This is a genomic window from Streptomyces flaveus, from assembly GCF_014647675.1.
Taxonomy (GTDB): domain Bacteria; phylum Actinomycetota; class Actinomycetes; order Streptomycetales; family Streptomycetaceae; genus Streptomyces; species Streptomyces flaveus.
The window spans coordinates 145,431-158,625 of the sequence record NZ_BMPQ01000006.1 but is presented as its reverse complement, the minus strand read 5'-3'; the positions used below and the strand labels follow the sequence as shown (position 1 = coordinate 158,625).

At 69.4% G+C, this 13,195-nt stretch carries 13 protein-coding genes; 6 read left to right on the top strand and 7 right to left on the bottom strand.

The genetic code is table 11. The features are described from left to right. The first annotated feature begins 64 nt into the window (after positions 1 to 64). Both IEZ21_RS47585 and IEZ21_RS15085 read left to right on the top strand, forming a co-directional pair. Positions 65 to 307: an SCO4848 family membrane protein gene (locus IEZ21_RS47585; protein ID WP_033325322.1), complete on the top strand. Its 243-nt coding sequence runs from the start codon at positions 65 to 67 to the stop codon at positions 305 to 307. Between the two features lie 13 nt (positions 308 to 320). Beyond that, the gene (locus IEZ21_RS15085) at positions 321 to 1,691 is read left to right on the top strand and encodes a metallophosphoesterase (RefSeq protein WP_189322400.1); all 1,371 of its coding nucleotides are present in this window, start codon (positions 321 to 323) and stop codon (positions 1,689 to 1,691) included. A 60-nt stretch (positions 1,692 to 1,751) separates the two neighbouring features. Here the strand turns inward: IEZ21_RS15085 and IEZ21_RS15080 are convergent, their stop codons facing one another. Beyond that, positions 1,752 to 3,140: a sensor histidine kinase gene (locus IEZ21_RS15080; RefSeq protein ID WP_189322578.1), complete on the bottom strand. Its 1,389-nt coding sequence runs from the start codon at positions 3,138 to 3,140 to the stop codon at positions 1,752 to 1,754. 68 nt (positions 3,141 to 3,208) lie between these two features. Beyond that, positions 3,209 to 3,898, bottom strand: coding sequence for a response regulator transcription factor (locus IEZ21_RS15075; RefSeq protein ID WP_189322577.1), 690 nt, complete (start codon positions 3,896 to 3,898; stop codon positions 3,209 to 3,211). Between the two features lie 207 nt (positions 3,899 to 4,105). On the opposite strand from IEZ21_RS15075, the gene IEZ21_RS15070 reads away from it, so the two are divergent. Next, positions 4,106 to 6,556 (top strand): MMPL family transporter, encoded by a 2,451-nt coding sequence (locus IEZ21_RS15070; RefSeq protein WP_189322576.1) that lies wholly within the window; start codon positions 4,106 to 4,108, stop codon positions 6,554 to 6,556. Positions 6,557 to 6,609: 53 nt separating this feature from the next. Here the strand turns inward: IEZ21_RS15070 and IEZ21_RS15065 are convergent, their stop codons facing one another. The 3 genes from IEZ21_RS15065 to IEZ21_RS15055 form a co-directional block, all read right to left on the bottom strand. Then, positions 6,610 to 7,407 (bottom strand): TetR/AcrR family transcriptional regulator, encoded by a 798-nt coding sequence (locus IEZ21_RS15065; RefSeq protein ID WP_246567743.1) that lies wholly within the window; start codon positions 7,405 to 7,407, stop codon positions 6,610 to 6,612. A 157-nt stretch (positions 7,408 to 7,564) separates the two neighbouring features. Continuing rightward, the gene (locus IEZ21_RS15060; protein WP_189322399.1) at positions 7,565 to 7,882 is read right to left on the bottom strand and encodes a helix-turn-helix domain-containing protein; all 318 of its coding nucleotides are present in this window, start codon (positions 7,880 to 7,882) and stop codon (positions 7,565 to 7,567) included. A 170-nt stretch (positions 7,883 to 8,052) separates the two neighbouring features. After that, entirely contained in the window at positions 8,053 to 8,859 is an 807-nt protein-coding gene (locus IEZ21_RS15055; protein ID WP_189322398.1) for a LamG-like jellyroll fold domain-containing protein, read from the bottom strand. 227 nt (positions 8,860 to 9,086) lie between these two features. Here IEZ21_RS15055 and IEZ21_RS15050 point away from each other — a divergent pair, with 227 nt between their 5' ends. The 3 genes from IEZ21_RS15050 (at position 9,087) to IEZ21_RS15040 (ending at position 10,595) form a co-directional block, all read left to right on the top strand. Then, on the top strand, positions 9,087 to 9,566 hold the full coding sequence (locus IEZ21_RS15050) for a TM2 domain-containing protein (RefSeq protein WP_246567742.1): 480 nt from the start codon (positions 9,087 to 9,089) through the stop codon (positions 9,564 to 9,566). A gap of 10 nt (positions 9,567 to 9,576) precedes the next feature. Next, positions 9,577 to 9,966, top strand: coding sequence for a DUF2752 domain-containing protein (locus IEZ21_RS15045; protein ID WP_189322396.1), 390 nt, complete (start codon positions 9,577 to 9,579; stop codon positions 9,964 to 9,966). Between the two features lie 362 nt (positions 9,967 to 10,328). Continuing rightward, the gene (locus IEZ21_RS15040) at positions 10,329 to 10,595 is read left to right on the top strand and encodes a TM2 domain-containing protein (protein ID WP_033325313.1); all 267 of its coding nucleotides are present in this window, start codon (positions 10,329 to 10,331) and stop codon (positions 10,593 to 10,595) included. A 63-nt stretch (positions 10,596 to 10,658) separates the two neighbouring features. On the opposite strand, the gene IEZ21_RS15035 is transcribed toward IEZ21_RS15040, so the two are convergent. Next, positions 10,659 to 11,432 carry a succinate dehydrogenase iron-sulfur subunit gene (locus IEZ21_RS15035; RefSeq protein ID WP_033325312.1) on the bottom strand — a complete coding sequence of 258 codons (774 nt, stop codon included), beginning with the start codon at positions 11,430 to 11,432 and terminating at the stop codon, positions 10,659 to 10,661. After that, on the bottom strand, positions 11,432 to 13,186 hold the full coding sequence (sdhA, locus tag IEZ21_RS15030) for a succinate dehydrogenase flavoprotein subunit (RefSeq protein ID WP_033325311.1): 1,755 nt from the start codon (positions 13,184 to 13,186) through the stop codon (positions 11,432 to 11,434). Before sdhA ends, IEZ21_RS15035 begins: the two co-directional genes overlap by 1 nt. Positions 13,187 to 13,195: the final 9 nt, after the last annotated feature.

The window sequence follows — 13,195 nt, the reverse complement described above, 5'->3', positions numbered from 1 at the left end:
CACTTCGCTGTGGGTCTCCTCACCCCGGACGCGGCCACCACTCGACGACAGCGATACTGAACGTATGAAGCTCAGCCGTCCCGTCTCCTGGTTCCTGCTCGCCTTCGGGGTGTGGAGCTGGGTCATCTGGATCACTTTCGTCAAGAACTTGTGGGCGGACGGGAGTGGGCTCGCCTTCGACGACGCGGGCGATCCGACTGGGTACTTCTGGGTGCACCTGACGCTCGCCGTTGTCTCCTTTGTCCTTGGGACGGTCGTCGGGTTCATCGGGTTGCGCGGAGTTCGCGCCATTCACCGCACGTCATAACGGGAGCCTCCGCGTGACCATCGTCTTTGTGCTCATCATCTTGCTGGTTCTGGCCCTCTTCGGCGGGTTGCATTGGTACATGTGGCGTCGCCTGGTGCGCGACACGACCACCGGGCCGGGGCTCGCCCGGCGCGCGGGTGCCGCCGTGTTCATCGCCGGGCCGCTGATCTTCGTCGCGGCGATGACCGCCGAGCGGAGCGGGGCGCCGTTCTGGCTCCAACAGGTGCTCGGGTGGCCGGGGTTCCTGTGGCTGGCCATCATGCTCTATCTCACGCTCGCGTTGCTCGTGGGAGAGGTCGTACGGCTCCTCGTACGGCGGGTTGTCGAGCGACGTTCAGCGCCTGACGTACCTGAGGCACCTGACGCACCTGAAGCAGTGGGCGAGCGCGAGCCGGTGGCCGTTGCCGCGCCTGATGCCGTCGTGGGGGCGGGGGCGGGGAAGCCCGGTTCCGGCGCAGCGAAGCCCGTTTCCGAGGGCGAGGGCCAGGGTGATGGTGGCGAGGACACTCCTGACGACGGTTCGGAGGCCGCGGCCACGTCCGGTCCTGCCGCCAGTGGTCCCTCCCGGCGTCTGTTCGTGTCGCGTGTCGTCGGTGGCGCCGCTGCCGCCGCCGCGTTGGGGACGGTCGGGTACGGGACGTACGGCGTGCTGCGCGGGCCGAAGGTGAAGCGGGTGACCGTGCCGCTCGCCAAGCTGCCGCGGAGCGCGCACGGGTTCCGGATCGCCGTGGTCAGCGATATCCACCTGAGCCCCGTGCTCGGGCGTGGGTTCGCCCAGAAGGTCGTCGACACCATCAACTCGACTCAGCCCGACCTCATCGCGGTCGTGGGCGATCTCGTCGACGGTTCCGTGAAGGACCTCGGGCCCGCCGCCGCACCGCTCGCCCAGCTGAGGGCGCGGCACGGCTCGTACTTCGTCACCGGCAATCACGAGTACATCTCCGGCGCCGAACAGTGGGTCGAGCACGTACGCGAACTGGGAATGACGCCCATGGAGAACGTACGTACGGAGATGCCCGGCTTCGACCTCGCCGGTGTCAACGACGTGTCGGGTGAGGACGAGGGGCAGGGGCCCGACTTCGAGAAGGCGCTGGGCGACCGCGACCGGGCACGCGCGTGTGTGCTGCTCGCCCATCAGCCGGTGCAGATCCACGACGCCGTGGACCACGGCGTGGACCTCCAGCTCTCCGGTCACTCGCACGGCGGCCAGCTCTGGCCCGGCAACTTCGTCGCGGCCCTCGCCAACCCGACCGTCGCGGGCCTGGAGCGCTACGGCGACACGCAGTTGTACGTCTCCAGGGGCGCCGGCGCGTGGGGGCCGCCGACGCGGGTGGGCGCGCCGTCCGACGTCACGATCGTGGAACTGGCCTCCAGGCAGGCCTGACTGCCCCGGGAGTCGGACTCCCAGAGGCCTGACCGCCTCCGGGATCCGGCCTCCCAGCCGTCAGCCCCCCGTCCGGCCCGGCAGTGTCACCGTCACCGCCAGCCCCTTGCCCGGAGCCGTCCGGACCGTGACCTCGCCCCCGTGCGCGGTCACCACGCCCTGCACGATCGCCATCCCCAGGCCGCTGCCCGCACCGCCGCCCGCCCGGAAGAACCGGTCGAAGATCCGCGCTGCGTCTTCCTCCGCGAGCCCCGGCCCTTCGTCCGCGACGCACAGCCGTACGACCCCGTCCCGGCGTTCCAGAGCGAGAGTGGCCGGTACGTCGGCGGGCGTGTGCGTGCGTATGTTGCCGACGAGGTTGCCGAGGACCTGGCGCAGTCCCGACTCGTCGGCCTGTACGAGCAGGGCACCGTCGGCGTCCACCGTCACCGGGCGGTCCGGCTGCTGGGCCCGCAGGTCCTCGGCGGCGTCGCGCACGAGACGGCTCAAGTCGACGTTCTTGAAGCGCAGTTCGGGCTGCTGGTCGAGGCGTGCCAGGGTGAGCAGCTCGTCGACGAGGCGGCCCATGCGGTCGGCCTCGCAGTTCATCCGGTCCCAGGCCCGCTTGCGCTCGCCCGGTTCGCGCAGCATCCCCTTGTCGTACAGCTGGAGATAGCCGCGGATCGCAGACAGCGGCGTACGCAGCTCGTGCGAGGCGTCCGCGACGAAACGGCGCAGCTGGGTCGCGCTGCGCTCGCGCGTGCGGTATGCCGACTCGACCTGGTGCAGCATCGAGTTGAGGGCGATCCGCAACTGCTCGACCTCCTCGGTGGGATGCCGGCTGGAAGGCACCCGGCGGGTCAGATCCCCCTCGGCTATCGCCGACGAGGTCTCCACCATGTCCTCCAGGGGGCGCATCCGGCGCCGCACGCTGAGCATCGTCAGTACGCCGAGCAGCGCGAGCAGCAGGGCGCCGACGGTGAAGTCGAGTACGGCCGCCTTGCGGATCACCTCGTGCACGGACCCGGTCGACCTGGCCATCAGCACCGTGGTGCCGTCGGCCAGGGGCGCGGCGGTGACCCGGTAGGGGGTGCCGTCCAGTCTGAGGTCGTGCGGTTCCTCGTCGCCGCGGAGGGCGGCCGGGTCGTCCACCGCCGCGGCGAGCGCGCGCTGGGTCTCGGTGGGCACGAAGGGGCCGATGGCCGTGGGACGCCCCTGATCGTCCACCGCCACGAAGATGCCGTCCTGCACCCACGAGTCGGCGTCCGCCTCCTTGTCGGAGGGGATGGGCGAGACCCGGGCGCGTACGGCGGCCAGGGCGCTCAGCGAGTCGACCTGCTTGAGGGTGAGTCTGGAGTCCCCGATCGAGTCGCGGGTCGCCTTCAGTTGGGTGTCGACGCTGTCCAGCAGGTAGGTCCGCATGCCCATGAGGGCCCCCGCGGTTGCCACGACGATGCCCAGCGCCAGCATCGCCACGTTCGCCAGCGTCAGCTGGCCGCGCAGCGAGTGGATGCCTTTGCGGCAACGGCCCCTGCTGGTCACGCGAGCCCGTATCCCACGCCTCGGCGGGTCGTGATCACGGGCGCGCCGAGGGAGTCGAGCTTGCGCCGCAGATAGCTGATGTACGTCTCCACGACCGTCGACTCCGCCGAGTGCTCGTACTGCCAGACGTGGCGCAGGAGTTGCTCCTTGGGCACGATCCGCCCGTCGTTGCGCACCAGGAAGCGCAGCAGCGCGTATTCCGTCGGGGTGAGTTCCACCGAGCGGCCCGCGCGGTGCACGGAGTACGTCGTCTCGTCCAGCTCCAGATCGCCGTAGCGCAGGGGTGGGCGTTGGGGGAGGACGTCGGTCGGGCGGGTGCGGCGCAGGACCGCGGTGATGCGGGCGACGACCTCGTCGATGTTGAACGGCTTGGTGATGTAGTCGTCGCCGAAGCCGAGCGCCCCGACGATCTCTGCGGGCGCATCGCGCGCGGTCAGGAACACCAGCGCCAGGTCCGGCCGGCGCTCGCGCAGTTCGCGGCCAAGGGCCCGGCCGTCGCCGTCCGGCAGCATCACGTCGAGGAGCGCGGCGTCGGGGCGCGTGCGCTCGGCGAGGGTGAGCGCCGCCCGGACGGTGCCCGCCGTCATCACCTCGAAGCGGTGGTAGCGCAGGGCGATGGCCAGGACGTCGGCGATGCTCGGCTCGTCCTCGACGACCAGGACGGTGGCCCCCTCGTGCGCGCCCATGTCCCCGGCCTCCCCCTCGTGCCCCATGTGAGCGGTCATGTCCCCAGTATCGGCCGGGGCACTGACATCGGGGCCGCCGCGCTCTTTGGAGTTCCTTGAGAGTCATGGCCCTGCCGTGTCCACGCCCGGGCCGTGCAGTCGATGCTGAGCCGCAGGACCTGGGGGACCAACCGACCGACAACTAAGGAGCGTTGAGGCGTGGCGACATTGGCACGGTGGTGCTATCGGCACCGGCTGGTGGTCCTGTTGCTGTGGGTGGGGGCACTGTTCGGCGTCGGGTTCGCGGGTTCCGCCGCGGGCACGGACTACGCGAACACCTTCTCCCTCCCGAACACGGACTCCACACGCGCGTACGACCTGATGGAGAAGGCCTTCCCGCAGAGCTCGGGCGACACCGACACGGTGGTGTGGAAGGTCGACGACGGAACGGTACGGGACGAGTCCGTACGCTCCCGGATCGAGCCCGCGCTCGAGGAGATCGGGCGCATGGAGGGCGTCGGCGAGGTCAGCAGCCCGTACGCCGCCCAGGGGGCCGCACAGATCAGTGAGGACGGGCGGATCGCCTATGCCCAGGTGACCTTCACCGAGCAGGCGAACAGCGTTCCCAAGGAACTGGTCGAGGACGTCGTCGACACGGCGCAGAACGCCGAACACGCCGGTCTCCAGGTGGAGCTGGGCGGCCAGGCGATCACCCGCGTCCAGGAGCCGCCCACCGGCATCGCCGAGTTGGTCGGCATCGTGGCCGCGGCCGTGGTCCTCTTCGTCGCCTTCGGCTCGTTCTTCTCGATGCTGCTGCCGCTCGTCGTCGCGATCGCGGCGCTCGGTACGGGCCTGATGGCGACCTCGCTGCTCAGCCATGTCACCGACGTACCCGAAGTCGCCCCGCTGCTCGGCTCGTTGATCGGCCTCGGCGTCGGTATCGACTACGCGCTGTTCATCGTGACGCGGCACCGGAAGGGCATCCTGCGCGGGATGAAACCCGAGGAGGCGGCCGTCACGGCCCTCAACACCTCGGGCCGGGCGGTGCTGTTCGCGGGCGGCACGGTGTGCATCGCGCTCGCCGGAATGCTGGTGATGAACCTGCGCTTCCTGGACGGCGTGGTCATCGCGACCTCGCTGACGGTCGTCCTGAGCGTCCTGGCCGCGACGACCCTGTTGCCCGCGCTCCTGGGACTGCTCGGCATGCGCGTCCTCAGCCGTAGGCAGCGGCGCCGGCTCGCCGCCGCGGGACCGGAGTCCGAGGAGGCGAGCGGGCTTGCGGCACGCTGGTCCGGGTTCGTCGAGAGGCGCCCGCGCTCGGTCGCCGTCATGGCACTGGTCGCGATGGTGATCCTGGCGCTGCCCGTCCTGTCGCTCCGGCTCGGTGCCACCGACCAGGGCAACCACCAGGAGTCGACGACCACACGACAGGCGTACGACCTGCTCGCCGAGGGCTTCGGGCCCGGCTTCAACGGCCCGCTCCAGGTGGTCGCGGAACGCGGCGACACGGACGCGCTCGTCTCGGCCATCCGCTCGACGGAGGGTGTCGCGCAGGTCGCCGCCGCGCCGCCCTCCCAGGGCATCACGGTGATCCAGGTCGTGCCGACCACTTCACCGCAGTCCGAGCAGACGGACCAGCTGATCGACCGGCTGCGGGACGACGTGATCCCGGAGTCCGGGACCGAGGCCCATGTGGGCGGAGTGACCGCCGTCTTCAAGGACTTCGCGTCCGTGACCGGCGACCGGCTGCCGTACTTCGTCGCGGCGATCATCACGCTCGGTTTCCTGCTCCTCCTGGTGGCCTTCCGCTCCCTGGTGGTTCCGCTGACGGCCGCCCTGATGAACCTGATCGCGGCAGCCGCGTCGTTCGGTGTACTGGTCGCGATCTTCCAGTGGGGCTGGGGTACCGAACTCCTCGGCGTCGGCAAGGAGGGGCCGATCACCGCCTTCCTGCCGGTCATCATGCTGTCGCTGCTCTTCGGTCTTTCGATGGACTACCAGGTGTTCCTGGTGAGCCGTATGCACGAGGAGTGGGTGCACACCAAGGACAACGCGCGGGCGGTCCGGGTGGGCCTCGCCGAGACCAGCCGGGTCATCAACTCCGCTGCCCTGATCATGATCTGCGTCTTCTCGGCCTTCGTGCTCAGCGGTGACCTGGAGGGCGCGATGGCGGGCATCGGACTGGCCGCGGCGGTCGCGCTCGACGCGTTCATCCTGCGTACGGCACTGGTGCCGGCCGCGATGCACCTCCTGGGGAACTCCAACTGGTGGCTGCCGGACTGGCTGGAGAAGCGGCTGCCGCATCTGGCTGTGGAGCCGCGGGAGGAGGCCGCCGGGGCTGTCGGGTCCGTCGGGGCTGTCGAAAACGTGCCCCGCGCGCGCGTGCCCGACGATGAGGGGCACTCCACCGTGGTCCACGGCTTCGTACGCGGTGGGGACGGGGAGCCGGTCGAGGGGGCCGTACTGACCCTGTACTCCCAGGGCGGTGGCCTCCGCCTCGACCGGGTGACCTCTCTGGCCGACGGTTCGTACATCGTCTCGGTGCCCGAGCCAGGCTCCTACCTCCTGTCGGCCATGGCGCCCGGGCATGCCACCCGCGCCCGTTCTGTGACGGTCGGCGAGGGGCCGCTGGTGTACGACGTGGAACTCGCGGAGGACGAGGTGGATGCGGTGAACTGACGAGCTGTTCGCCTGCTCGCTGTTCGCTTGCTCGATGAGGAGGCCCAAGGCGCTCAGGCCTTGGGCCTCCTCATCGGGTCGGGCAGTGCGTTCGTCATCCCCGGCAGGAAGTCCATGAACAGTTCGTGCACCTCGCGGACCAGGGGGCGCAGCGCGCGGAAGCGGGCCAGGGAGATGCCCAGGGTGATGAGGCGGGCGCCGCGTTCGGCGAGCCGGTAGCTGCGTTCGCGGCCTTCGGTGCGGTCGAAGACCCAGTACAGGACGAGCCCCATCTGGGAGAGCCACAGCAACTCCGGGAGGATGTCCCGCAGTTCGGCCGGGACCTTGGCCTTGGAGCCGGCGAGTACCTCCCGGCAGACGCTGATGGCCTCCACGCGCGCGTGCTCCGACTCCGGGGAGAAGGGGCTGAGCGGGCTGTCCGGGTCGGCGGCGTTCTTGAAGAACTGCACCGCGAACTCGTGGTACGGCTCGGCGACGTCCAGCCACGCCTTGAGGATCCCGGCGAACCGGGCCTCCAGATCCGTCTCGCCCTCCAGCACGGCCCGGACCGCCACCCGGTGTTCGACGCCGATCCGGTCGTAGAAGCCCTGGATCAGATGCTCCTTGCCGGCGAAGTAGTAGTACGCGTTGCCGACGGAAACCCCGGCCTCCTTGGCGATGGCCCGCATCGTCGTCTTGTCGTAACCCCGCTCCTGGAACAGCCGCATCGCCGTTTCCAGGATGAGGGCCCGCGTCTGCTCACTCTTCGCGGGCGTACGGGATGGGCGCGGTCCCTGTGACTGCGCGGAGCCTTCCGGCCCACGGGAGTCCGCGCGACCGTCCTCGCTCGTACTGTCTTTCGCTGCTGGCACGGGAACAGAGCCTATGCGCTCCGCTGGGTTAGGCAGTTTTAAGCTGCGGGTTCGTTGTGGCTGGTCGCGCCGTTCCCCGCGCCCCTTGAGGGCCTGCGGCCCCCTGGGGGCGCGGTGGCTGGGCGGACTTCGGCAAGTCCGCCCAGCCAGTGGCGTCCTACGCCACGACCACGCGCGTACCGTTGAAGTTGGCGACGATCTCCAACTCCCCGCCCAGCGCCGCGACATAGGCCGCGACCGTTCCCACCTCCGCGGACGTGGTCCTGCCGCGCTCGATGACGGAGACCCGTTCCTGCCTCACGTGCATACGGTTGGCCACTCCGCGCTGGGTGAGTCCGAGCTGCCTGCGCATCTCGGCGAGCCTGTGGGCGCGCACCTCGGCCACCATGCGCCGGGCGCCCACGGCGATGTCCTCAAGGTCATCGGCGTCGAAGACCTCGCGCTTGACCTCGTCCCAGGAGTGGAAGCTGGTCACTTCTGTTCCTCCCTCTTCGGGCGCCGGGTGGGCCTTTCATCCACAAGAGCCTGGATCATCCGGCTCATGAGCCGTGCCGTAGCGCGCTCGGCTCACCCGATCGAGTGGTCGACGCCGACGGAGCGGGCCGCGGGGAGGTAGCCCGCTCCGTCGAGAAGTCGACGCCAGGGTCAGGACCCGCAGCCGCCCACGCGTCGCGTGCTCACGGCGATGTCGTCCAGGCGGACGTCGTACGAGGACGGGGTGGGGTCGGACTGGTAGAGCTGCCAGCCCAGCTTCAGCTTGTCGAAGGTCGGGAAGACGAAGTCGTCCGCGGTGCCGCCGTGGTTGTCGGTGGAGACCGTCAGGTCGGGTTGTGCGACGCCGTTCAGGTAGACGGTGACGCGGTTGTCGGTGGCGTCCAGGTGGAACTCGGCGCACTGCCACTTTCCGGCGACCGCGGGGGAAGAGGTCTTCCAGGAGGTCCAGTCGCCGGTGGGGCCCAGGTCCGAGCCGACGCCGAAGAAGTTGCCCTTATCGGTGGGGGCGTACTGGCCGCCGAGGGGACGGACCAGCGTGGGGGAGTCGGAGCCGGAGGCCTCCGCGATGGTCCAGTGGGCCCAGTCGGGGGCGGTGGGGAAGTCGGCCACGCGCAGGCGCATGCGGGCCCAGAAGCTGTTGCCGGGCGGGGCGAGGTCGTCGAAGACGACGAAGGCACGGCCGTTGCCTTCGGTGCGGATACGGAGCTCGCGGCCGTGACCGGTGGCGCTGGGCGCGACGGTCAGCGTGCCCCCCTCCGTGTCGGTGGTCCAGCCGCGGCCCGCGGTGACCGGGCCGAGGGGAACGCGGTCGAAGTTCTCCCGTACGAGCGTGCCGTGCGTGCCGTGCGTGCCGTGCGTGTCGTGCGGGGCAGGGCCTGCCGAGGCCGTGGGGGGTATCGCGAACAGCACCGCGGTGGCGGCTGCCAGCGCGGCGGCGGTCTTCCTCAGGGATGCCATGGGTCCAGTCTGTAACAAGAGTCCCGTCAGTCACAGCAACTGGACCCGTGCGAACGGAAGTTGAGAGGCCGACACAGCCGCCCGTACAGGCAGGACATAGCCATTTGTACGGGCAAGTCGCAACCCAGGCTGGCCCTCGTCCGGTCCAGCCTGACAACATGACGAGCGGTCGTGTCTATTTTCTCGCGTGCCGGATCACCGAGCACCGGAACACAGGAGTCGTCGCCTTGAGTGAGCAGCCCCCGCAGCCCCCGAACCAGCCGCCGGGGTACGGGTATCCGAACGCCAACCCCAATCCTGGTCAGGGGCAGAACCCCTATGGCGGCGGGCAGCAGCAGGGCCCGTACTCGCAGCAGGGCCCGTACCAGCAGCAGCCCGGCTACGGATACCCGCAGGGCGGCGGCTACCCGCCGCCGGGTGCTGTGCCGCCGCAGCCCGGCATGTACACGGGTGACCCGAACGCCCCGTACGGCTACGACCCCTACGGGCGGCCGTACTCCGACAAGTCGAAGGTCGTCGCCGGAGTGCTCCAGCTGACGCTGGGCACGCTGGGCATCGGCCGGTTCTACATCGGCCACGCGGGTGTCGGTGTCGCCCAGCTCCTCACCTGCGGCGGCTTCGGCATCTGGGCGCTGATCGACGGCATCATCCTGCTGACCGGCAGCAACAACACCGACTCCCAGGGGCGGGTCCTGCGTGGCGGCTGAGTCCGGATCCGTGCCCGGATCCGTTCTGCGGCACCCGGCGACGGCACCGCTTGCCGTGTTCGTCGCCGGTGCCGCCGGTGCCTGCTATCTCTACGGCACCGATCCGCACGAGCCGGGGCATCTGCTGCCTCAGTGCCCCTTCCGCCTCGTCACCGGGCTGCTCTGCCCGGCCTGCGGCGGCACCCGCATGGTGTACGACCTGATGCACGGCCACTTCAGCGCCGCGTGGCACGACAACCGGCTCCTGCTGCTGGCCTCGCCGTTCGCGCTGGCCCTGCTGGGCCGGTGGGCCGTCGAGGGCCTGCGCGGCCGGCGTTGGCGGCCTGAACTCGGCCGCGTTGCCCAGACGTTGGTGCTTGTCGTGGCGGTTGCGTGGACCGTGGTCCGCAACCTGCACTGAGCGCTCCGCGGGTTGCCTCCGGCGGTTGGGCGGGGCGCCTACGGGGGTGGTGGGTTCGGTTCGTTGGCGACTGCGGGTTCGTTGTGGCTGGTCGCGCAGTTCCCCGCGCCCCTAAGGGGCCTGCGGCCTCCTTAGGGGCGCGGTACCGCACCGGACTTCAGCAAGTGTCAAGTGACCTTCCGGTCAACGGATCACGGAATCAATACGATCACCTCACCACTCTCCTCCCACCCCCCTCCGCACCCCTAGGCTTCATGATCCGTAGGGGGGACGAGCGCAGGCATGCAGTTTGTCGCGGGTTTCCTCCTGCGACTGCTCGGAACATTCCGTTCCACATCCTCTGTATGCCAGGAGCAACACGCATGTCTGTCCCCAAGGCCCCTGACGCCCCGTTCGGCTACGACCCGCAGGGCCGCCCGTACTCCGACAAGTCCAAGGTCATCGCGGGCGTCCTCCAGCTCTTCCTGGGCGGTCTGGGCATCGGCCGCTTCTACGTCGGTTCCGTCGGCGTGGGCGTCGCCCAGCTCCTCACCTGCGGTGGCCTCGGCATCTGGGCCCTGATCGACGCGATCCTGTTCTTCACGAGCAACGACCGCACCGACAAGCAGGGCCGCGTCCTGCGAGGCTGACACCACTCACAGCCGAACACGCGAGGGCCGAGCAGGCGAACTCGGCAGAAACTCAGCAGGAACTCAGTAGCGGCGCGTGATCAGCGCCCGCTTCACTTCCTGGATCGCCTTCGTGACCTCGATACCGCGCGGACAGGCGTCCGTGCAGTTGAACGTCGTACGGCAACGCCACACGCCGTCCTTGTCGTTGAGGATCTCCAGCCGCTGCTCACCGGCCTCGTCGCGCGAGTCGAAGATGAAGCGGTGGGCGTTGACGATGGCGGCCGGGCCGAAGTACTGGCCGTCGTTCCAGAACACCGGGCACGAGGACGTGCAGGCGGCGCACAGGATGCACTTCGTCGTGTCGTCGAAGCGTTCCCTGTCCTCCGCCGACTGCAGACGCTCACGCGTCGGCTCGTTGGTGTCCTTCGTGATCAGGAAGGGCATCACATCGCGGTACGCCTGGAAGAACGGATCCATGTCGACCACGAGGTCCTTCAGGACCGTCAGGCCCTTGATGGGCTCCACCGTGATCGGCTTCTCGGGGTTGATGTCCTTGATCAGCGTCTTGCAGGCGAGGCGGTTCTTGCCGTTGATCCGCATGGCGTCCGAGCCGCAGATGCCGTGTGCGCAGGAGCGGCGGAACGTCAGCGTCCCGTCCATGTCCCACTTGATCTTGTGCAGAGCGTCGAGGACACGCTCCTTCGGGTCGATCTCGACCTGGAAGTCTTCCCAGGTCGCCTCCGCGGAGACCTCCGAGTTGAAGCGGCGGATCCGGAAGGTGACCGTGATGTACGGGGAGTCGGCGAAGCCCGGCTCAGGCTTGGCGTCTTCCTTGTCGAGGGTCGGGGTTGCCATCAGTACTTACGCTCCATCGGCTGGTAGCGGGTCTGGACGACCGGCTTGTAGTCGAGACGGACGGTCTCGGTGCCGTCGTCGCCCACCTCGCGGTACGCCATGGTGTGGCGCATGAAGTTGACGTCGTCGCGGTTCGGGTAGTCCTCGCGGTAGTGACCGCCGCGCGACTCCTTGCGGGCGAGCGCGGAGACGGCCATGACCTCGGCGAGGTCGAGCAGGTTGCCCAGCTCGATGGCCTCCAGGAGGTCGGTGTTGAACCGCTTGCCCTTGTCCTGGACCGAGACGTTCAGGTAGCGCTCGCGCAGCTCGGCGATCTTCTCGACCGCTGTCTTGATCGTCTGCTCGGTGCGGAACACCATCACGTTGGCGTCCATGCAGTCCTGCAGCTCGCGGCGGATGTCCGAGACCCGCTCGTTGCCCGTGGCGTCGCGCAGCATCTCGACCCGCTCCTGCACGAACGCCGCCGGGTCCTCGGGAAGCTCGACGTAGTCGCTCTTCGCGGAGTACTCGGCGGCGGCGATGCCGGCCCGCTTGCCGAAGACGTTGATGTCGAGCAGCGAGTTGGTGCCGAGCCGGTTGGCGCCGTGCACGGACACGCAGGCGACCTCGCCGGCCGCGTACAGACCGGGCACGACCGTGGTGTTGTCGGCCAGCACCTCGCCCTGGACGTTCGTCGGAATGCCGCCCATCGCGTAGTGCGCGGTGGGCTGGATCGGGATCGGGTCCGTGTACGGCTCGATGCCGAGGTACGTACGGGCGAACTCGGTGATGTCCGGGAGCTTGGCGTCGAGCTGCTCCGGCGGCAGGTGGGTCAGGTCCAGGTAGACGTGGTCGCCCTCGGGACCGCAGCCGCGGCCCTCCCGGATCTCGGTGTAGATGGACCGGGAGACGACGTCACGCGAGGCGAGGTCCTTCATGACCGGCGCGTACTTCTCCATGAAGCGCTCGCCGTCCTTGTTGCGCAGGATGCCGCCCTCACCGCGGGCGCCCTCCGTCAGCAGGATGCCCATGCGCCAGATGCCGGTCGGGTGGAACTGGAAGAACTCCATGTCCTCCAGCGGCAGCCCGCGCCGGTAGCAGGCCGCCTGGCCGTCACCGGTGAGGGTGTGCGCGTTCGACGTCACCTTGAAGAACTTGCCGGTGCCGCCGGAGGCGTAGATCACGGCCTTCGCCTGGAAGACGTGGATCTCGCCGGTGGCCAGCTCGTACGCGACCACGCCCGCCGACCGCTTGACGCCGTCGACCTCGGTGATCAGCTGGTCCAGGACGTAGAACTCGTTGAAGAACTCCACGCCCTCCTTCACGCAGTTCTGGTACAGCGTCTGGAGGATCATGTGGCCGGTGCGGTCCGCCGCGTAGCAGGACCGGCGGACCGGGGCCTCGCCGTGGTTGCGGGAGTGGCCGCCGAAGCGGCGCTGGTCGATGGTGCCGCCCGGGGTCCGGTTGAACGGCAGGCCCATCTTCTCCAGGTCGAGGACGGCGTCGATGGCCTCCTTCGCCAGGATCTCGGCGGCGTCCTGGTCGACCAGGTAGTCACCGCCCTTGACCGTGTCGAAGGTGTGCCACTCCCAGTTGTCCTCCTCCACGTTGGCCAGCGCGGCGGCCATGCCGCCCTGCGCGGCGCCCGTGTGGGAGCGGGTCGGGTAGAGCTTCGTGAGCACCGCGGTCCGGCTGCGCTTCGTCGACTCGATGGCCGCGCGCATGCCGGCGCCGCCCGCGCCGACGATGACGGTGTCGTACTTATGGATCTTCATGAGTCTCGT

Bases quoted from the DNA above. Each gene is read 5' to 3' on its own strand.
- IEZ21_RS15040 (WP_033325313.1), top strand. From the start codon at position 10,329: ATGTCTGTCCCCAAGGCCCCTGACGCCCCGTTCGGCTACGACCCGCAG.
- IEZ21_RS15035 (WP_033325312.1), bottom strand. From the start codon at position 11,432: ATGGCAACCCCGACCCTCGACAAGGAAGACGCCAAGCCTGAGCCGGGC.
- IEZ21_RS15055 (WP_189322398.1), bottom strand. From the start codon at position 8,859: ATGGCATCCCTGAGGAAGACCGCCGCCGCGCTGGCAGCCGCCACCGCG.
- sdhA (WP_033325311.1), bottom strand. From the start codon at position 13,186: ATGAAGATCCATAAGTACGACACCGTCATCGTCGGCGCGGGCGGCGCC.
- IEZ21_RS15080 (WP_189322578.1), bottom strand. From the start codon at position 3,140: ATGCTGGCGCTGGGCATCGTCGTGGCAACCGCGGGGGCCCTCATGGGC.
- IEZ21_RS15075 (WP_189322577.1), bottom strand. From the start codon at position 3,898: ATGGGCGCGCACGAGGGGGCCACCGTCCTGGTCGTCGAGGACGAGCCG.
- IEZ21_RS47585 (WP_033325322.1), top strand. From the start codon at position 65: ATGAAGCTCAGCCGTCCCGTCTCCTGGTTCCTGCTCGCCTTCGGGGTG.